Source organism: Alphaproteobacteria bacterium, from assembly GCA_004295055.1.
GTDB lineage: Bacteria > Pseudomonadota > Alphaproteobacteria > SHNJ01 > SHNJ01 > SHNJ01.
In genome coordinates, this window is record SHNJ01000013.1 from 23,081 (window position 1) to 41,713 (window position 18,633).

Here is an 18,633-nt window from a genome sequence, read left to right on the forward strand (position 1 = left end):
TTAGGGATTAGCGCCAGGCGATCTTGGCGCCTTTTTTGCCGTCTTTCAACGTGGCAATTTTTTGCTGCGTGTCCGCCAGAGCCAGTTTAAATTTCTGCAATTCCTTGCCAGCCAGTTCGCGGCCGGTGGCGAATTTTACGCCCAACGGATTGATTTTGCGCACGCCGCGATGGACTTCGTAATGCAAATGCGGACCGGTGGAAAGGCCGGTCGAACCGACATAGCCGATCACATCGCCTTGATGTACCCGTCCGCCAACGTTCAATGTTTTGGCATATCGGCTTAGATGGCCATAAGCGGTCGCGTATTCGCGGTTATGCTGAATTTCAATATAATGGCCGTAACCGCCATTCCATCCTTTTTGTTTTACAACGCCGTCACCGGCGGCAAGAACCGGCGTTCCCATACCAGCGCCGAAATCCACGCCTTCATGCATTTTGGAATAACCCAGAATCGGATGGCGGCGCATGCCGAAACCGCGTGTAATCCGCGCACCGTCGACTGGCGTGCGCAATAAAGCCTTCCGCACCGATTTACCTTCAGCGGTGAAATAATCCGCGCGCGTGTCGTCTTGCGGCTTGTAACGGAAAATTTTCAATTCCTTGCTGCCATATTTCAGATTGGCAAAAACCATATTGCCTGGTTTTACGAAACGGCCTTCTTCGTCATAGATTTCTTCGAATGCGACTTCGAATTTATCCCCGGAATGAACTTCGCGCTGAAAATCGACGTCATAGGAAAATACCCGGATCATATCCGATAAAACGCTTTGCGGAATGCCCGCTTTTTTGGCGGCTTCCGACAGGCTGTTATTGATCGTGGCTGTGATGACATTCATTCGCACTTCGACCGGGCGGGATTCGGATTTGGCTTTGAACTTATTGCCCGTGCGCGAAATCATAATGCGCTGGTCATGCGTTGGGGTAAAAGTAACCTGATCGATGGCACGAATGCTATTGTCTGCAACGGTTTGTTTGGCGTCTTTCGCTTTGCCTTTTGGTTTATCCGGTTGCACCGGCTGATCGGAAAATACGATGGTGATTTCTTCGCCGATATCGATGGTTTTCGGATTTAAAATGGTTTTTAAGGCCGAGGTAATCGCACCAGCTTGCTTTTTATCGACACCGGCGGAAATAAGGGCGTTGTTAAAGCTTTCGCCGCGCGCCAATTTAATGGTTTTTTGCTCGGCTTTTAAGGCCAGGGATTGCTCGCCATAGTTATTGGCTTCGCCCGATAAACTTTCTTTATCCGTGGCCACATCGTCGTTCATGTCGTTCTGGGTCGGCAATGCCGCATCCGCCGTGCCGATGGGATTCAGGCTTTTGGCAAAATCATTCGCATCGTTTAGAAACTTGGCATAAATATGATTGATCGGCTGATTGGGCGGTTCTTCATATCGGCCGGTGGGCGAGCTTGCGGCAATCAAGGCAAATAACAAAATCAAAGCGCCGGCATAAAGATTGCGTTTGTTGGCAAGCTGCTTGAATTGTATTGGATTGAATTGAATTTTGCGCCAGGACGCCAATTTCGGCGTGGCCAAGGCGGGGATTTTAGGCAGGTCTGGTAGTGCCGACAGGGACGTGGAAGGTATATCGATTTCAATATCTTGATTCAAAAAATCGGCGATTTTGCGCAAATCGGCTTTGACCAATGGCAACTGTTTTTGGGTGAATGCCATGACGGCATCAAAGCCAACGGCCAGATACCAATCAATCTCTCGCAACGCATTAATGAATCGCGTTTTAAAGTTCTGCAATCTTCACCTAAATTTGCGAATGGTCTTTAATTAAAGATAGTAGAAATAAAAGAATACCCGTTTATAATTTTGCTCTACTTGCGCGCTTACAGCCGAACTGTCAACCACAAAAAACACAATCTCTTAATATAATTACAATAACATGAAGCCTGACAAAATATTATTAATATTGCGTCAATATCTAATCATTTTGGGTGTGTATAAATCACCTCAGTATGCGCTGGCCATACCATAAATGCCCCATATATAAGTAGTTCAGATAAAGGGAAAAATTCATGACAGCAAATACCGCAACAAAATTGCCTAATAAAAAACCGGTTAATACTGGGCCAATAAGGATCACCAGGGACCCATTTCCAGGCGCTCAGAAAGTGCATGTGAATGGCGTCGCTATGCGTGAAATTACCCTGACCGATAAAAATGAAACGCCGTTGCGCGTATATGATACGTCCGGTCCATATACCGATCCGAATATTGCCATCGACATTCGTAACGGCTTGCCCAGATTGCGCGAGGAATGGATTCGCGCGCGTGGCGATGTGGAGGAATATCAGGGCCGGGAATGGAAACCGATCGATGATGGTTTGAAGGCGGCCAATTTGCGGAATTTAGATGCGCATTTCCCGTTATCGCGGAAACCGCTGCGCGCTAAACCCGGCGCTGCGGTCACCCAAATGGCCTATGCCAAACGCGGCATCGTGACCAAGGAAATGGAATATATCGCGATCCGTGAAAATATTGGCCGTACCGAGGCGCGCAAAGCGGCTAAAGGCGGCGAATCCTTTGGCGCGAAAATACCGGATTTAATTACGCCTGAATTTGTGCGGGATGAAGTGGCGCGGGGCCGGGCAATCATTCCGGCCAACATCAACCACCCGGAATCCGAACCGATGATTATCGGCCGGAATTTTCTGACCAAGATCAACGCCAATATCGGCAATTCGGCGGTTTCATCCAGTATCGAGGAAGAGGTGGAAAAACTGGTCTGGGGCATTCGCTGGGGCGCGGATACCACCATGGATTTATCGACGGGTAAAAACATTCACACCACGCGCGAATGGATCATCCGCAACAGCCCCGTGCCTATCGGCACCGTGCCGATTTATCAGGCATTGGAAAAGGTTGGCGGTATTGCGCAGGATTTAACCTGGGAAATTTACCGGGACACGTTGATCGAACAGTGCGAGCAGGGCGTTGATTATTTCACCATCCATGCTGGCGTGCGTTTGCCATATATTCATCTAACCGCCAATCGCGTAACTGGCATTGTGTCGCGCGGCGGATCGATTCACGCCAAATGGTGCCTGGCGCATCATCAGGAAAACTTTACCTATACCCATTTCCGGGAAATTTGCGAAATTCTGCGCGCTTATGATGTGTCGTTCAGTCTGGGCGATGGTTTGCGCCCCGGCGCGATCGCCGATGCGAACGACGAAGCGCAATTCGCGGAACTGAAAACGCTTGGCGAGTTAACCAAAGTGGCGTGGGACATGGATTGCCAGGTGATGATCGAAGGCCCAGGCCACGTGCCGATGCACCTTATTAAAGAGAATATGGAAAAGCAGCTGGAAATCTGTCATGAAGCGCCATTTTATACATTAGGGCCGCTGACGACGGATATCGCGCCGGGTTACGATCATATTACATCCGCAATCGGTGCCGCCATGATCGGATGGTTCGGCACCGCGATGCTGTGTTACGTCACGCCAAAAGAACATTTGGGTCTGCCGGATCGTGATGACGTAAAGCAAGGCGTGATCGCGTATAAAATCGCAGCGCACGCGGCCGATCTGGCCAAGGGCCATCCGGCGGCGCAAATGCGCGACGATGCGTTGTCCAAGGCGCGATTTGAATTTCGCTGGGAAGATCAATTCAATCTGGGATTGGACCCCGACACCGCACGGGAATATCACGATGAAACCTTGCCAGCCGAAGGCGCGAAAGTCGCGCATTTCTGTTCGATGTGCGGACCAAAATTCTGCAGCATGAAAATCACCCAGGAAATCCGCGATATGGCGAATAAGGGCATGAGCGATAAAAGCGCGGAATTCAAAGAGCAGGGCGGGGAGATTTATAAGAAGATCGCGTAATGATAGGATGCCCCATTGATTTAAAGGAAATAGTATCATGAAGAATATTGTTGTTTCTGCTTTGATCGCGTTGATTGTCAGTTTATTCGCAGTTCATTTTTCAAAACAATCTGCGGAAGTAAAAGAAACCGTGTTGGAACGCATCGAACGCACGAAAACATTGCGCTGTGGCTATAACATCGAACCGCCGATGAATATGGTTGATGCCAATACCGGCAAAGTGTATGGCGCGATCCCGGATATCGTCGAAAAAATCGCCGAATATATGAATTGGAAAGTAGAATGGACCGAGCAAGTGCCGTGGTCCGACTTGGTGGTGGGTTTGCAGGCGAATCGGTACGATTTGGCGTGTGTTGGCAAATGGGTGTTCATTCCACAAGTGCGTGGCGGTCAATTCAGTCAACCCCTTTATTTTGCCAAGGTGCATGGCTATGGTAGAGCAGACGAAAGCCGGTTTGACGATACGTTGTCGACTTTAAACGATCCTAAATTCACGATTGCCTCGATTGACGGTGAAATTAATTATTATATTTCACGCAATAAATTTCCCAAAGCCAAACGTTTGGAAATGCCAGGTATTGCCAATCCCGGTGAATTGCAGCTTAGTGTGATCAATAACAAAGCCGATGTCACTTTTCTGGCAAAATTCAGTGCCGATGATTACATAAAAACGAATCCCGGTAAAATAAAGCAACTGACAAAGCAGCCGGTGGCGTTTTTCGATACCGCCTTAATGTTCAAAGGCGGAGAGGCGGCTTTTGGTGGTGCGTTGGACGCGGCGTTACGGCAAATGCATGGCGATGGATTTATCGCGGCGACATTGGATAAATGGAAAGTCCCCGCGGATTCTATCGCGCGGGTAAAGTTGCCGGTGGATTGATAAAATCCGCCGATTTTTGGAGTTAATCCAACCCGGCGATAATTTTTTCGATCTGCTGGCGGTGCAATCGTTGATGGGTTGCCAGCATTTTGTACCATCCGGCCGCATTTAACGGGCCGAACCAGGGGTGGTCGAATGTTATGCCCGGCGCCTGGTCCAGGGCTTGTAAATCGAATCGGTTTGGCCAGGATGTTACCAATTGTTCGAATGATTGGCGCGCTTGTGCCCCCGTGTAACGGTCTTGCGGTTTTACCGCCGCCATCGACGCGGCCCCTGCCGGTTTTTTATTTTGCCGGAGCGATTCAATCACAGGCATGATCGCGTTGGCGACGATGATTAAATGTTCGATGGTCATGCTGACCGACCAGTTGGTCGAAACGGGATCGAGTCCTGGAATGCGTTTGATTTGCACGCGCTGGCGCAGGGCAGATTCCGGCAAATCGGCGCTTAAACGCAGAATCTTTTTGCCTTCCTCGATAAAAATATCCCGCGCCTTGGCGGCACTAAACCGCCGCAATTTGGGCGCTATGACCCATCGGATAATCCATTTTTCTACTGTGGGTATGGTACTGCTGCTCATAACGGCTCCTTTGATTTGACTTTATCTAAAACCGCGCCGGGTTAAGTAAAGCCCCCAAATCAGGAGAAGAACCTCGTCGCCGTTTGCGGGTGTATGGCAATAACATTAAGGGCTTCGGCGAAAAGCGGTCTTGTATCCAGCGGCAAAGGTATCAAACATAACGCCGTTGCCTTGCCGTCTTTTTCCAAATCGCGGGTAAAATAAGTTTGGCCATTGGCCGTATGTTCGAAGGCGATCTGATAGAACTCGTATCCCCATGCCGCCAATAATTGAAGCGGTTCCAGCATCGCGGCCGATTTTTTTGCGTCAAACCAGCTTTCTAAAACAATGATTGGTTTTGCGCGCTGGATGCGTTTTGCTCCGCCATTGAACACCGCCGCCTCATGGCCTTCGACGTCTATTTTGACAATATCCGGGTCGGGCAGATCCAAATCGTCCAGCCGGCATACTTTGACCATGGTGCCGTGGGTTGCATTCGGGTCAAGACGGGACAGGGCGCTGTGCCGTCCCTCGTGCAGCGGAAAGAAACCTTCGCTGTCGGAAAGTCCATAGGGATGAGTGGTTATTTTTTTCGGGCATGCCGCCGTTAGTTTGGACAGATCGGCAAAAGTGCGCGGCGAAATTTCAAAAGCATGCACGCCGCCTTTAAAATCCTCGCGTGTTGCAAACAAAGCGGTGAAATAACCCCAATTTGCGCCGATGTCATAAACGGTGTTGGCGCGTTTTGCCAAGACATTGAAAAAATAAGTTACATCGTTTTCATACCCGCCGTCGTTTTTGCGGATGGTGTGGTTGATGTAAGCCGTATTGCGCAAGTCGAGGGCAATCTGTCCTTGCGGCAAAATAATTTCGCCGTATCTGCAGGGATTCGGGACGGTTAGAAGCAGATCGTAAATTCTACGCAACGTTTTGCGCCAAATGCGTTTTAAGCCGCGCTGTTTGCCCAATGACAAACGCACCATCAGGTTGGCGATCGATGGCAGGCGCGTATCGACAATAGGGTTATAGGAATCTAGCGGTAACCGGATAATTTTAGGATCTGGCATGGAGTGGCAATTTATTGATTGCTATCTATCCTGTCAAAATTAAAATGCGGGAACCAATTAGTATAAGGGATTCGCATGTTGTTGCTAAAGGCTTTTGTTCTTGGATTCTCCGTTGCCGCGCCGATCGGCCCGGTTGGAATGCTGGTTATTTCGCGGGGCTTGAATCAGGGAAGGCGCTCGGCGCTGGAAACGGGATTGGGCGATGGATTGTCGCTGGCAACCTACGCGTTACTGGCGGCGCTGGGATTGGAAAATTTATTTAATTCTATTCCGTGGCTGCGGCCTTGGTTTTGTATTCTTGGCGCGATAGTGATGGTATATTTCGGCATTAAAATCTGGCGATTGAAACCGGCATTGCAAAGCGCCGACATTAACAGCAGCCGCGGATATATTCTGTCGACATACCTGTTCGCGATGACCAGTCCAGCCACTATTCTGGTATTCGCAGGATTTTATTCGGGTATGAGCATCGGGGCAGGCAGTTTGGATTTTATAAATTTAATCGGATTTGCATTCGCGGTGTTGTTGGGGTCTTTGGCCTGGTGGATAATATTAAGCATGCTTTTGCATTGGTTAAAGCCGCGCCTTGGCATCGGGATTTTGCATAAAATCAACATGGCTTCCGCATTGGTGTTTTTCGTCTTTGCTGTCATGGCTTTATATAATCTGCCACCCGTTCATTTTACTTCGTTTTAACTTAGAGACAGCCAATCGGCCCATACGGGGAAATAATGGGGGTTAACTTGCGCTGTTCCATGTTAATCATCGCAAAAACGCCACAATTCAGTATTCTAACCTGCATCCAAAATAAGGAATCGATATGCCGAAAAATATTATGTATTTCATTCGCCGTCTGTTGCCATTTGCGGCGATATTCTTCTTAATTGAAACCATTCTTCGCGCGGTATTGTGGCGCACGTCCTATGTCGAAGCGCAATGGTCCGAACTATTTCACATTTTTACAATCGGCTTTGCGTTTGATCTGACCGTATTTTTATTTTTCAGTATTCCTTACACTTTATATCTGACTTGCTTGCCGGCGCGCCGGCATGGGGCCAGGTTTGATCGCCTCTTCACCCAGGCTACTTTGTTTTTATTTGCGGCGCTGATTTTATTCGGCGCGATTGGCGAATATTTGTTTTGGGATGAATTTACCGCAAGGTTTAATTTTATCGCGGTCGATTATTTGGTCTATACGACCGAAGTATTGGCCAATATTAAAGAATCTTATCCTTTGCCATTATTGTTCTCCGTCTTGGGCATGGCAAGCTTGACCCTGTGTTGGCTGGCGAATCGTATTTTTAAAAATAAATATCCATCTTGTTCCCTAAATTTCAGGCAACGCCTGGCTGGTCTGGCAACTGTATTTGTGCTGTGCTTTTCGGCCTACAGCGCCATGGACATTCGCTATACGCAGTGGGATGAAACCCAAACGCCGAACGAATTGTCGGCCAACGGCACTTACAACTTATTTCATGCCTATAACAATAATGAACTGGATTACACCCATTTTTATAAAACCGACAATCCGCAGGAAGTAGAAAAACGCATTCGCGAACTGGTTCAGGAGCATAATACCACTTTTACCAACGATGAAAATGCGATTACGCGCATGGTGCGCTATCCAGGCCCGGAAAAACACAAGAACGTCATGCTGGTGGTTATGGAAAGCCTAAGCGCCGAGTATATGCAGAGTTTCGGCAATCAAAATAATTTCACGCCTAATTTAGACGCATTGGCCAAGCAAGGATTATTTTTTACCAATTTATATGCAACCGGAACGCGCACGGTTCGCGGTTTGGAAGCGGTTACATTGTCCGTGCCGCCAACACCAGGCCAATCTATTATCCGGCGGCCCGGCAATGAAAACTTATTTTCGATTGGCTTTGTGTTCAAGGACCGCGGTTACGACACGCGTTTCATTTATGGAGGATATGGCTATTTCGACAATATGAATTATTTTTTCGAAAATAATGGTTTTGAAATTTTGGATCGCGCAAAAATGCCAAGCGATGAAATTCATTTTGCGAATGCCTGGGGCGTATGCGACGAGGATTTGTACGCTCAAGCCATTAAGGCAGCGGATAAATCTTTTTCGTCGGGTAAAAAATTCATGCATTTGATCATGACAACATCCAACCACCGTCCTTACACATATCCCGAAGGAAAAATCGATATTCCGCCGCCGGGCGGAAGGGCAGGGGGCGTCAAATATCATGATTACGCGATTGGGGAATTCATCAGGCAGGCAAAAACCAAACCCTGGTTCAACGATACTTTGTTTGTTTTCGTTGCCGATCACACCGCCAGCGCGGCTGGGAAAACGGAACTGAGTTTAAGCAAATATCATATTCCGTTAATTTTCTACGCGCCTGGGTTTGTGAAGTCCGCGCGGTTTGAAAATCTCGCCAGCCAGATCGATACGGCTCCAATTATGCTGGGTTTGTTGAAATTCAGCTATTACAGCAAATTTTATGGCGAGGATTTGCTAAACGATTCGGATGAAATTCCGCATACGTTCGTTTCCAATTATCAAAAAGTAGCGATTGTCAAAAAGGGCCAATTGGTCGAATTGTCACCCAAGCGCTTGATTGAAGCTTATGAACAAGACAAAGCATTAATGGAAAAAGATATCGATGCATCTGTGGTCGACGATGCGGTTGCATATTATCAATATGCGGCGAATTGGCGCGAACGAATGAAACGTCTTCCGACGACAATTGTAAATACGGTCAACACCAACTAATAAAAAACCCGCCTTTCGGCGGGTTTTCATTGTTTAATTCATTGTCTTGGCGTCTTCATAATGAAATTCGGTTTGAATTTCGATGGCGACTTCGTCGCCAACCAAAGGAATTCCTTCGGTCATGCCGAAATCGCTGCGTTTGATCGTGGTGGTGGCCGCAAATCCCAAAACAGGAGTGCCGGTAAATGGAAATTTGCCGCCGCCATTAAACTTGGCTTGCAGCTGAATTGGTTTGGTAACACCGTGAAAATTTAAATCGCCGGTAATAATGCCGGTGGTTGGGCCGGTTTGTTTGACGCTGGTGGCTTCGAAAGTAATATCGGGAAACGAAGATGTATTAAAATATTTTTCGCCTTTCAATTCGCCTTCTAATACGCGGTGATTCACATCCACGCTGTCTGGATCGATCGACACCGATAAATCGCTGTTGGTGATATTGTTTGCATCAAAGCTTAGCGTGCCTTTGATATCGTTGAACCGGCCGATATATTGCGAGAATCCCAAATGGCTGATTTTAAAAATCACATTGGTGTGCGATGGATCCAGCCTGTAGGTGCCGGATTGCATGGTTTTATAATTAAGACTTGGCTGTTTAAATTCTGGCATGGCATCCGCGGCATGTGCAATCCCGGCAGATAACAATACAAGAACAAAAGTAAGAATACGGATCATAGAAAATTCCTTTCCGGTAAGATGAACAATAAAATCTGCATTAAATTATAAGTCGCTGCAAAAATAAGAAAAGTCTTTGGCGATTTTATAATATTTTTCCCCTGCTGGTTTTTGATAAAGCATAAATTCGCCGGGTGCCACGCAAGGGTTGACGTGGATTGTATTTGAACGGTGGTGAATTTGGTTTTAATTCGCGTGAAGGTTGTGCAGGCTGGGCTTCTTGGTCCAGGGACGGTGCATTTTTTGTGGCGCATCCCAAAATAAAGTTAACGCCAATTAACGTGCCGACGAGGCATAGTTTAAATTTTTTCATCGATTTAGACTATTCCTGTGCCGGTCGTTTCACAAGCGATCTTAAAAAACGGTAGTGTTTGCCTAAATATCAAAGACACCCTTTAAAACCGAAATGAGATCGTTATTGGGTCGAAACCAATACAGAATTTGGATTTTATCCAAAGTCATAAATGAATAATATTGTTGTTTTATATCAATATTTTAGTTAATAAAACGAGAGGGGTTGGGGATAAAATTAACGGTAAGAATTTGGTTTGAAAACCACCTTCTTTTTGAGATCGTTTTTTGGTATACTCAGTTACTTTCCAGTCAAAAAAATACCTTCAGGGTTATCCACATCGTTTTTGTAAAATTTTTATAAAAATAGTGTTTGACAAGGGAATAGGGGCGGCGTATAAAGCCGCTCCCGTCGCGAAACCGCAGTAGTGCCGAGTAGTGATGGTGAAAGTTTGACTTCGTTATTTGACATCGTGAATAAGACAAGAAAAAGGATACGTGGGCGGCGTTATGCGTTTGCAACGTTTATCGTTGTAAACAATAATCCGTCTATTTAACGTATCCAAACAAAGCCTATTTAAAAAAACATATAGGGCATGGGTAATAACGCGCTTCGGCGCGATGTTGTCTTGTCTTATTTTGTTTTCCAAATACATATGTTTGTGATGTCGTACCGGTTTCCGGTGCGGCAGTTATTTGACGGGTTACGTCAATTAGCGACACTGATTTATTTTATATTTAATTCAGTAAAGCTAGGGACAATTTTCTCAAATTAACTTGAGAGTTTGATCCTGGCTCAGAACGAACGCTGGCGGCAGGCTTAACACATGCAAGTCGAACGTCCCGCAAGGGACGTGGCAGACGGGTGCAAAACGCGTGGGAATCTACCCTGTACTTCGGGATAACTCAGGGAAACTTGAGATAATACCGGATACGCTCTACGGAGGAAAGTTTTTCGGTATAGGAGGAGCCCGCGTCTGATTAGCTAGTTGGTGAGGTAACGGCTCACCAAGGCGACGATCAGTAGCTGGTCTTAGAGGACGATCAGCCACACTGGAACTGAGACACGGTCCAGACTCCTACGGGAGGCAGCAGTGGGGAATATTGGACAATGGGGGCAACCCTGATCCAGCCATGCCGCGTGAGTGATGAAGGCCTTCGGGTTGTAAAGCTCTTTTAGCAGGGACGATGATGACGGTACCTGCAGAATAAGCCACGGCTAACTTCGTGCCAGCAGCCGCGGTAATACGAAGGTGGCTAGCGTTGTTCGGATTTACTGGGCGTAAAGGGAGCGTAGGCGGTTTTTCAAGTCAGGCGTGAAAGCCCGAGGCTTAACCTCGGAATTGCGCTTGAAACTGTTGAACTGGAGTATGGGAGAGGATAGCGGAATTCCTAGTGTAGAGGTGAAATTCGTAGATATTAGGAAGAACACCGGTGGCGAAGGCGGCTATCTGGACCATTACTGACGCTGAAGCTCGAAAGCATGGGGATCAAACAGGATTAGATACCCTGGTAGTCCATGCCTTAAACGATGAATGCTAGGTGTTGGGGATTTACTCCTCAGTACCGCCGCTAACGCATTAAGCATTCCGCCTGGGGAGTACGGTCGCAAGATTAAAACTCAAAGGAATTGACGGGGGCCCGCACAAGCGGTGGAGTATGTGGTTTAATTCGACGCAACGCGAAGAACCTTACCAGGGTTTGACATGCGGAGTATGGTCTGTGGAAACATGGACCTTCGGTTCGGCCGGCTCCTGCACAGGTGCTGCATGGCTGTCGTCAGCTCGTGTCGTGAGATGTTGGGTTAAGTCCCGCAACGAGCGCAACCCTCATCCTTAGTTGCCATCAGGTAATGCTGGGCACTCTAAGGAAACCGCCGGTGACAAGCCGGAGGAAGGTGGGGATGACGTCAAGTCCTCATGGCCTTTATACCCTGGGCTACACACGTACTACAATGGCGATGACAGAGGGAAGCAAGACCGCAAGGTGGAGCAAATCCCTAAAAGTCGTCTCAGTTCAGATTGTTGTCTGCAACTCGACAGCATGAAGTTGGAATCGCTAGTAATCGCGGATCAGCATGCCGCGGTGAATACGTTCCCGGGCCTTGTACACACCGCCCGTCACACCATGGGAGCTGGTTCTACCTTAAGACGTTTCGCTAACCGCAAGGGGGCAGACGGCCACGGTAGGGCTAGTGACTGGGGTGAAGTCGTAACAAGGTAGCCGTAGGGGAACCTGCGGCTGGATCACCTCCTTTCTAAGGAAAATTCTGGCAAGTCGTCTGCTCTGCAGGACTCAGAATTTCTAAAGAAACATAAAAAATCCAGTTGATCGATCAACGTCAGATCGACTGGTCGTAACGCCGTCCACTTATCCTTTTTCTTGAAGTTTCGTTTTTGTGTGACCTGGTAAGGGCTTGTAGCTCAGTTGGTTAGAGCACACGCTTGATAAGCGTGGGGTCGCAAGTTCAAGTCTTGCCAGGCCCACCACCCTTTGCTCCTGCGGAGCTTCGGGTGGCGAAGCCAGTCGAAGCCAGCATAAAGTGAAGGGTGTCCCCCAAAGCTTTAGCGTAGGGGGACTGGCGCAGTCAAAGTTTTCTGCCTAAAGCAGGGCATTAGAGTTACGGGGGTGTAGCTCAGCTGGGAGAGCACCTGCTTTGCAAGCAGGGGGTCATCGGTTCAATCCCGTTCACCTCCACCAACTTTCCAATCGAAACTTCGGAAAAATTCAAATGGATCTAAATTTTCCTTCTTCGTTTATCGAAGATTGAATTCTTGTCTTGTTGTTTGACATCGTAAATAAGTATGTAAATTTTCAATCATAATGATGAGTAATGATTGAAAAAAATAGTGGTCGTGTTTTAAAGGGCGCGAATCAACAACCGTATGTGTTCGAAAGAATGTATACAGCAAATTCGCGTGGGGGCTATCGAGTTGGCCTCACCAGCAAGAGACTACTTCATGCTTGGCGCAAGCCAAGTCCTGGTTTTTAAAACACATTGATATAATAACATTCTCTGCCTGCACCATAATTTGTGCAGGCATCAAGCGAGAATCTCTCAGATTGTGCTTAATCTGGATTAATTTTTTGTCTTAGGATGAAAAGTTGGTCGCAAAGTCCGCCCGCTGATTTCTTACAAGAGGGTCAGAAAGGACGATGCGATAAAGAAATTTGTCTGAATTTTGCAAGCAATCAAGTAATTAAGGGCACTCAACGAATGCCTTGGCCATAAGAGGCGATGAAGGACGTGACAGGCTGCGATAAGCTGCGGTGAGGGGCCAATACCCTTTGACCCGCGGATTTCCGAATGGGGAAACCCACTCGTAAGAGTATCTGTAACTGAATACATAGGTTACAGAAGCAAACCCAGGGAACTGAAACATCTCAGTACCTGGAGGAAAGGACATCAACCGAGACTCCGTTAGTAGTGGCGAGCGAACGCGGACCAGGCCAGTGATCAGAACGTAAGAAACAGAAGCTGTTGGAAACCAGCGCCATAGTGGGTGATAGCCCCGTATGTGTAGAAAGCGATTTGATCCTCGAGTAAGGCGGGACACGAGCAATCCTGTCTGAACATGGGGGGACCACCCTCCAAGCCTAAGTACTCCTTATGGACCGATAGTGAACAAGTACTGTGAAGGAAAGGTGAAAAGAACCCCGAAAGGGGAGTGAAATAGACCTGAAATTGGGTGCTTACAAGCAGTCATAGCGGACATGATCCGTGGTGGCGTACCTCTTGTATAATGGGTCAGCGACTTAAACTACGTAGCAAGCTTAAGCCGATAGGTGTAGGCGTAGGGAAACCGAGTCTGAATAGGGCGATAAGTTACGTGGTTTAGACCCGAAAGCAGTGTGATCTAGCCATGGCCAGATTGAAAGTGGGGTAACACCCACTGGAGGATCGAACCGATTACCGTTGCAAAGGTACCGGATGAGCTGTGGTTAGGGGTGAAAGGCTAATCAAACCTGCAAATAGCTGGTTCTCCGCGAAATATATTTAGGTATAGGCTTCAGTGAATACCAATGGGGGTAGAGCACTGGATAGGCTAGGGGATCGCAAGATCTACCAAACCTAACCAAACTCCGAATACCATTGAGTAATACTGAGGACTCAGACAGTGGGAGCTAACTTTCATTGTCGAGAGGGATAAAAACCCAGACCACCGTCTAAGGTCCCCAAGTCATAGTTAAGTGGGAAAGGATGTGACACTACCATGACAGCCAGGAGGTTGGCTTAGAAGCAGCCATCCTTTAAAGAAAGCGTAATAGCTCACTGGTCTAGATAAGTTATGTTGCGCCGAAAATGTAACGGGGCTAAAACTATGCACCGAAGACGTGGACTCGAAAGAGTGGTAGCGGAGCGTTCCCTAAATCTGTGAAGGTCAATCGCGAGATTGGCTGGAGATATGGGAAGTGAGAATGCTGACTTGAGTAACGATAAACACCGTGAGAGACGGTGTCGCCGAAAGTTCAAGGTTTCCTGCGCAAGGTTAATCCGCGCAGGGTAAGCCGGAGCCTAACCCGAGGCCGACAGGCGTAGGGGATGGTAACACGGTTAATATTCCGTGGCCCGTGGGTGTGTGACGAAGGCTGTAAGCTGTTCTTCCTTATCGGATTGGTAAGGGCAGCGAAAGACTTCCAGGAAATAGCCCCCACATTGGTCCGTACCTCAAACCGACACAGGTGGACTGGTAGAGTATACCAAGGCGCTTGAGAGAATGGCTGTGAAGGAACTCGACAAATTGCTCCCGTAACTTCGGAAGAAGGGAGACCCTATTTCGGGCAACCGCGATAGGGTGGCACATGCCAGGGGGTAGCGACTGTTTAACAAAAACACAGGGCTCTGCTAAGACGAAAGTCGATGTATAGGGTCTGACGCCTGCCCGGTGCCGGAAGGTTAAAGTGAGGAGTTCACGCTCTGATCTGAAGCCCCGGTAAACGGCGGCCGTAACTATAACGGTCCTAAGGTAGCGAAATTCCTTGTCGGGTAAGTTCCGACCTGCACGAATGGCGTAACGACTTCCCCATTGTCTCCACAGCCAACTCAGTGAAGTAGAATTCTTCGTGAAGATGCGAAGTAACCGTAGTTAGACGGAAAGACCCTATGCACCTTTACTACACCTTTGCATTGGTATTAAGAACTGTTTGTGTAGCATAGGCGGGAGACTTTGAAGTTCCGGCGCCAGCTGGGATGGAGTCAAAAAGTGAAATACCGCCCTGATCGTTCTTGATATCTAACCACATCCGCTGAATCGCGGATTGGGACCATGCATGGCGGGTAGTTTGACTGGGGCGGTCGCCTCCCAAAGAGTAACGGAGGCGCGCGATGGTGGGCTCAGGCTGGTCGGAAATCAGCTGATGAGTGCAATGGCATAAGCCCGCCTGACTGCGAGACTGACAAGTCGAGCAGAGACGAAAGTCGGCCATAGTGATCCGGTGGTTCCACGTGTGGAGGGCCATCGCTCAACGGATAAAAGGTACGCTAGGGATAACAGGCTTATCTCCCCCAAGAGTCCCCATCGACGGGGAGGTTTGGCACCTCGATGTCGGCTCATCGCATCCTGGGGCTGTAGAAGGTCCCAAGGGTATGGCTGTTCGCCATTTAAAGCGGTACGTGAGCTGGGTTCAAAACGTCGTGAGACAGTTTGGTCCCTATCTGCTATGGTTGTTGGAATATTGAGAGGAGCTTTCTCTAGTACGAGAGGACCGAGAAGGACGTATCTCTGGTGCACCAGTCGTCACGCCAGTGGCGCAGCTGGGTAGCTATATACGGATAAGATAACCGCTGAAAGCATCTAAGCGGGAAACTTTCCTCAAAACTAGTATTCCCCATTAGGATCGTGGTAGACCACCACGTTGATAGGCCGGGTGTGTAAGGGCGGCAACGCCTTCAGCTAACCGGTACTAATAGTCCGATTGACTTGATTGCTTGCATGATTCAGATTTCTGAATTGCAATGCAGATTCTTGCGCCGCTTGCAAAAGCGGTCTTAAAGAGAATGTTAAAATAAAGATCACTATATGATTTCTGTTCTTCATCGAGCTGGTGGCTATACCAGCGAGTGAACACCCGATCCCATCCCGAACTCGGAAGTGAAAATCGCTTGGGCCGATGGTACTATGACTTAAGTCCTGGGAGAGTAGGTCGTTGCCAGCTCTATGAAGCACAGAAATCGCATACTTATTGAACGATCCTTCTACGCTAAAGCTACGAAGGACAAAGCAAGATTTTAAACCGCCCGGTGAAGCAATTCCCGGGCGGTTTTTGCTTGCATGGCAGAAATAATTTGTACTAAAAAGATTTAAATTATCTTTTTAAGACTAAATAAAGCTAGAGAATCAAGAAAATGACAATTTTGATATTGATTGGCGGGAATCCAGGCACCGGTAAAACTACCATTAGCGAAAAAGTCGCTCGGAATTTACGCGCGGCTTGGATGGACAATCAGTATTTGGATCCGATGATGGATCACGCTCTTCTGCTTGCTGGCGCGGGTCCGCAACAATATGATACCCCTCATTACAAGCAATTGCGTCCTGTGCTGTATGCGGCGGCGAAAAATATTGTAACGGCTCAATTGCATACCGGTCTTCCAACGATATGGTCGGCGCCTATGCAATCCGAATTTGTAAAAAACGATGATCGCTTTTTGACGGAAATGGGACATATTGCGGCTCAAGCCCAAGCAAAGTTTTTGCCCGTATGGTTATGGGCGCCTGAAGATGTCACAAAGCAAAGGCTTATCACTAGAAAAGAAGATAAAGATAAAAATAAGATCGATAATTGGCCCGATTACGCCAGCCAAATTCATTTTGGGCCGATTGTGGATACGCGAGTGCGTCATCTGCAGGCCCTGTCGATCCCTGTATTGAATATCGAAAATCCAGATGCGGATGCGGACTTGGCCGTAAATAAAATAGTGGAAACAAGCAGGGAGCTGCTCGCGCGTTAGTATTTTATATGAAAAGATATTTTCAGCCAACCGCCCGGCGAAGCAATTCCCGGGCGGTTTTTTGTTGTATAAACAATTGCATAAAATCGTTGACATAAAGGAAACATATTTTACAATGTTTTTATGACTACAACCGCTCCAGCAGTTATCGAACTAACTTCACCGGACGATCTATTTCGACATTTGGTGGAATTGGGTTTGGACCTTTCCGCAGTAATAAAAGGTTATTCGGATTCGCCTTATGCTGTATCTTGGATCGACGCTAAAGAAGCAAATCAAACAGCGGCGGAAAAATTATCGCAATTATGGAATGCCGCGAATAAAAAAGGCTGGAGAGATATATTCACCGCCAATATTATTTCCCGCGAGCGATTGACCCCAAAAGGCGCAGAAGAAAGTTTGGCCTTTGGCAACAGGGGATTATGGCTTCCTATTTCGCGGTTGGCCTCAAAAATGGTGCGGCATTATCCGGGTTTGGTTTGGGATGCAAACGATCCCGCTATACAAAATTTTTGTCAACGGTGCGTTTTTGGCGGATTGGATACCTATGACAATAATGAAGTGGTCTTAGAAGTCATTCTCGATCGCTTGGAAAAAGCGCGCGATCCCAATTTCCCCGCCGAACGGCGCGATGCGCATATGGCGGCGAGCCATCAGATGGCAAGATTCTTATTGCAATCCAATCTTCGTTACCGCACCGTCGAATTAAGCGCGCAAGACAGAGCGTTGTTAGAAAGTGCCGTGACTCAGGCAAAAGATTCTGCGGCAATAGCGCTATTATGTGCGAGGTTGGATTATCGGTATGCGGCGGTAAAATGGGTGGATAAATCAGGCATAGAAGCAGGGCAGAAACGCGCCACGGCGGCGGAAGGTCGTGCTTTAAAATTACGGCCATCCCAAGCCGATGATTCAAATCCGGTGCTACTCGTGGCACTGCGACAAGCACGCGGGTACGGACCGAGATAGTATCAAGCTATAAAAATAGCAGTTTCGAGTAAACCGCCTGGCGAAGCGATTCCCGGGCGGTTTTTTACCGTGTGCGCAAATTATGCACGGTAAATCTTACGATTTTTCCCCCTGCTTGGGCGCGCGGCTCTTCAGTAGGGGCATCAGCAAAATAATCGGGCCGCGTAAATTCGGTGCCTAGCAAACCTGAAATACGACTAACTTCCGGTAAGTCTGGATTTTTGCGCCAATCCCAACCCTCATTGTGCCCTGCTCGCATATCCCGAATGTTTGCGTCCGAAATTGCTGCGAATACTGCGCGGCGAAAAAATTGCCGAGTATATTCTCCGAATTTTTCCTGGGGATTGCGCCAGATATATAGGCTGTGCGCGGCCTCGGGATATAAAGACAGCATAAAATAGGGGGTACCTTCCAATGTTTTTAAATCCCGAATATTGCGGAATATTTCCGGTCGGCCGCCGATCGCTGTGTAATAATCTAAGACTCTATAAGAGGCTCCTCGCGTGGTAGATAAATGCCAATGCGCGTGATCGGTGCATGCGCCTCCTTGGTGTGCCAAACAGGCTTTTTGTTGTGTTGTAACTTTGCGGCTGCCGGCTCCGGTCGCGCCATGTTCGCCCAGAATAATATTTTCACCTAGATCCAACTTCATCA

At 47.9% G+C, this 18,633-nt stretch carries 11 protein-coding genes, 2 tRNA genes and 3 rRNA genes; 11 read left to right on the plus strand and 5 right to left on the minus strand.

Going from position 1 to position 18,633, the window contains the following annotated elements:
- Positions 1-7: 7 nt before the first annotated feature.
- Positions 8-1,756: a hypothetical protein gene (locus tag EYC62_03845; protein TAH35904.1), complete on the minus strand. Its 1,749-nt coding sequence runs from the start codon at positions 1,754-1,756 to the stop codon at positions 8-10.
- A gap of 275 nt (positions 1,757-2,031) precedes the next feature.
- On the opposite strand from EYC62_03845, the gene thiC reads away from it, so the two are divergent.
- On the plus strand, positions 2,032-3,846 hold the full coding sequence (thiC, locus tag EYC62_03850; GenBank protein TAH35905.1) for a phosphomethylpyrimidine synthase ThiC: 1,815 nt from the start codon (positions 2,032-2,034) through the stop codon (positions 3,844-3,846).
- 37 nt (positions 3,847-3,883) lie between these two features.
- Entirely contained in the window at positions 3,884-4,726 is an 843-nt protein-coding gene (locus EYC62_03855) for a transporter substrate-binding domain-containing protein (protein TAH35906.1), read from the plus strand.
- A 22-nt stretch (positions 4,727-4,748) separates the two neighbouring features.
- Here EYC62_03855 and EYC62_03860 read toward each other — a convergent pair whose 3' ends face one another.
- On the minus strand, positions 4,749-5,306 hold the full coding sequence (locus EYC62_03860) for a DinB family protein (GenBank protein TAH35907.1): 558 nt from the start codon (positions 5,304-5,306) through the stop codon (positions 4,749-4,751).
- A 59-nt stretch (positions 5,307-5,365) separates the two neighbouring features.
- Positions 5,366-6,352 carry an FkbM family methyltransferase gene (locus EYC62_03865; protein ID TAH35908.1) on the minus strand — a complete coding sequence of 329 codons (987 nt, stop codon included), beginning with the start codon at positions 6,350-6,352 and terminating at the stop codon, positions 5,366-5,368.
- A gap of 75 nt (positions 6,353-6,427) precedes the next feature.
- On the opposite strand from EYC62_03865, the gene EYC62_03870 reads away from it, so the two are divergent.
- Entirely contained in the window at positions 6,428-7,048 is a 621-nt protein-coding gene (locus EYC62_03870; GenBank protein ID TAH35909.1) for a hypothetical protein, read from the plus strand.
- 124 nt (positions 7,049-7,172) lie between these two features.
- Positions 7,173-9,098 carry an alkaline phosphatase family protein gene (locus tag EYC62_03875; protein ID TAH35910.1) on the plus strand — a complete coding sequence of 642 codons (1,926 nt, stop codon included), beginning with the start codon at positions 7,173-7,175 and terminating at the stop codon, positions 9,096-9,098.
- Positions 9,099-9,131: 33 nt separating this feature from the next.
- Here EYC62_03875 and EYC62_03880 read toward each other — a convergent pair whose 3' ends face one another.
- Both EYC62_03880 and EYC62_03885 read right to left on the minus strand, forming a co-directional pair.
- Positions 9,132-9,770 (minus strand): polyisoprenoid-binding protein, encoded by a 639-nt coding sequence (locus tag EYC62_03880; GenBank protein ID TAH35911.1) that lies wholly within the window; start codon positions 9,768-9,770, stop codon positions 9,132-9,134.
- An 85-nt stretch (positions 9,771-9,855) separates the two neighbouring features.
- Positions 9,856-10,083 (minus strand): hypothetical protein, encoded by a 228-nt coding sequence (locus EYC62_03885; protein ID TAH35912.1) that lies wholly within the window; start codon positions 10,081-10,083, stop codon positions 9,856-9,858.
- Between the two features lie 752 nt (positions 10,084-10,835).
- On the opposite strand from EYC62_03885, the gene EYC62_03890 reads away from it, so the two are divergent.
- From EYC62_03890 to EYC62_03920, 7 genes are all read left to right on the plus strand, one after another.
- Positions 10,836-12,324: ribosomal RNA gene (locus EYC62_03890) — 16S ribosomal RNA — on the plus strand.
- 149 nt (positions 12,325-12,473) lie between these two features.
- Positions 12,474-12,550, plus strand: a tRNA-Ile gene (locus EYC62_03895).
- 135 nt (positions 12,551-12,685) lie between these two features.
- Positions 12,686-12,761 (plus strand) — tRNA-Ala (locus EYC62_03900).
- 489 nt (positions 12,762-13,250) lie between these two features.
- A 23S ribosomal RNA gene (locus EYC62_03905) occupies positions 13,251-15,999 on the plus strand.
- A 103-nt stretch (positions 16,000-16,102) separates the two neighbouring features.
- A 5S ribosomal RNA gene (rrf, locus tag EYC62_03910) occupies positions 16,103-16,217 on the plus strand.
- The 16S, 23S and 5S rRNA genes sit together here with 2 tRNA genes alongside, the layout of an rRNA operon.
- A gap of 190 nt (positions 16,218-16,407) precedes the next feature.
- A complete protein-coding gene (locus EYC62_03915) occupies positions 16,408-17,013 on the plus strand; it encodes a hypothetical protein (GenBank protein ID TAH35913.1) in 606 nt (201 codons plus the stop codon).
- Positions 17,014-17,136: 123 nt separating this feature from the next.
- Entirely contained in the window at positions 17,137-17,979 is an 843-nt protein-coding gene (locus EYC62_03920) for a hypothetical protein (protein ID TAH35914.1), read from the plus strand.
- Positions 17,980-18,633 lie beyond the last annotated feature (654 nt).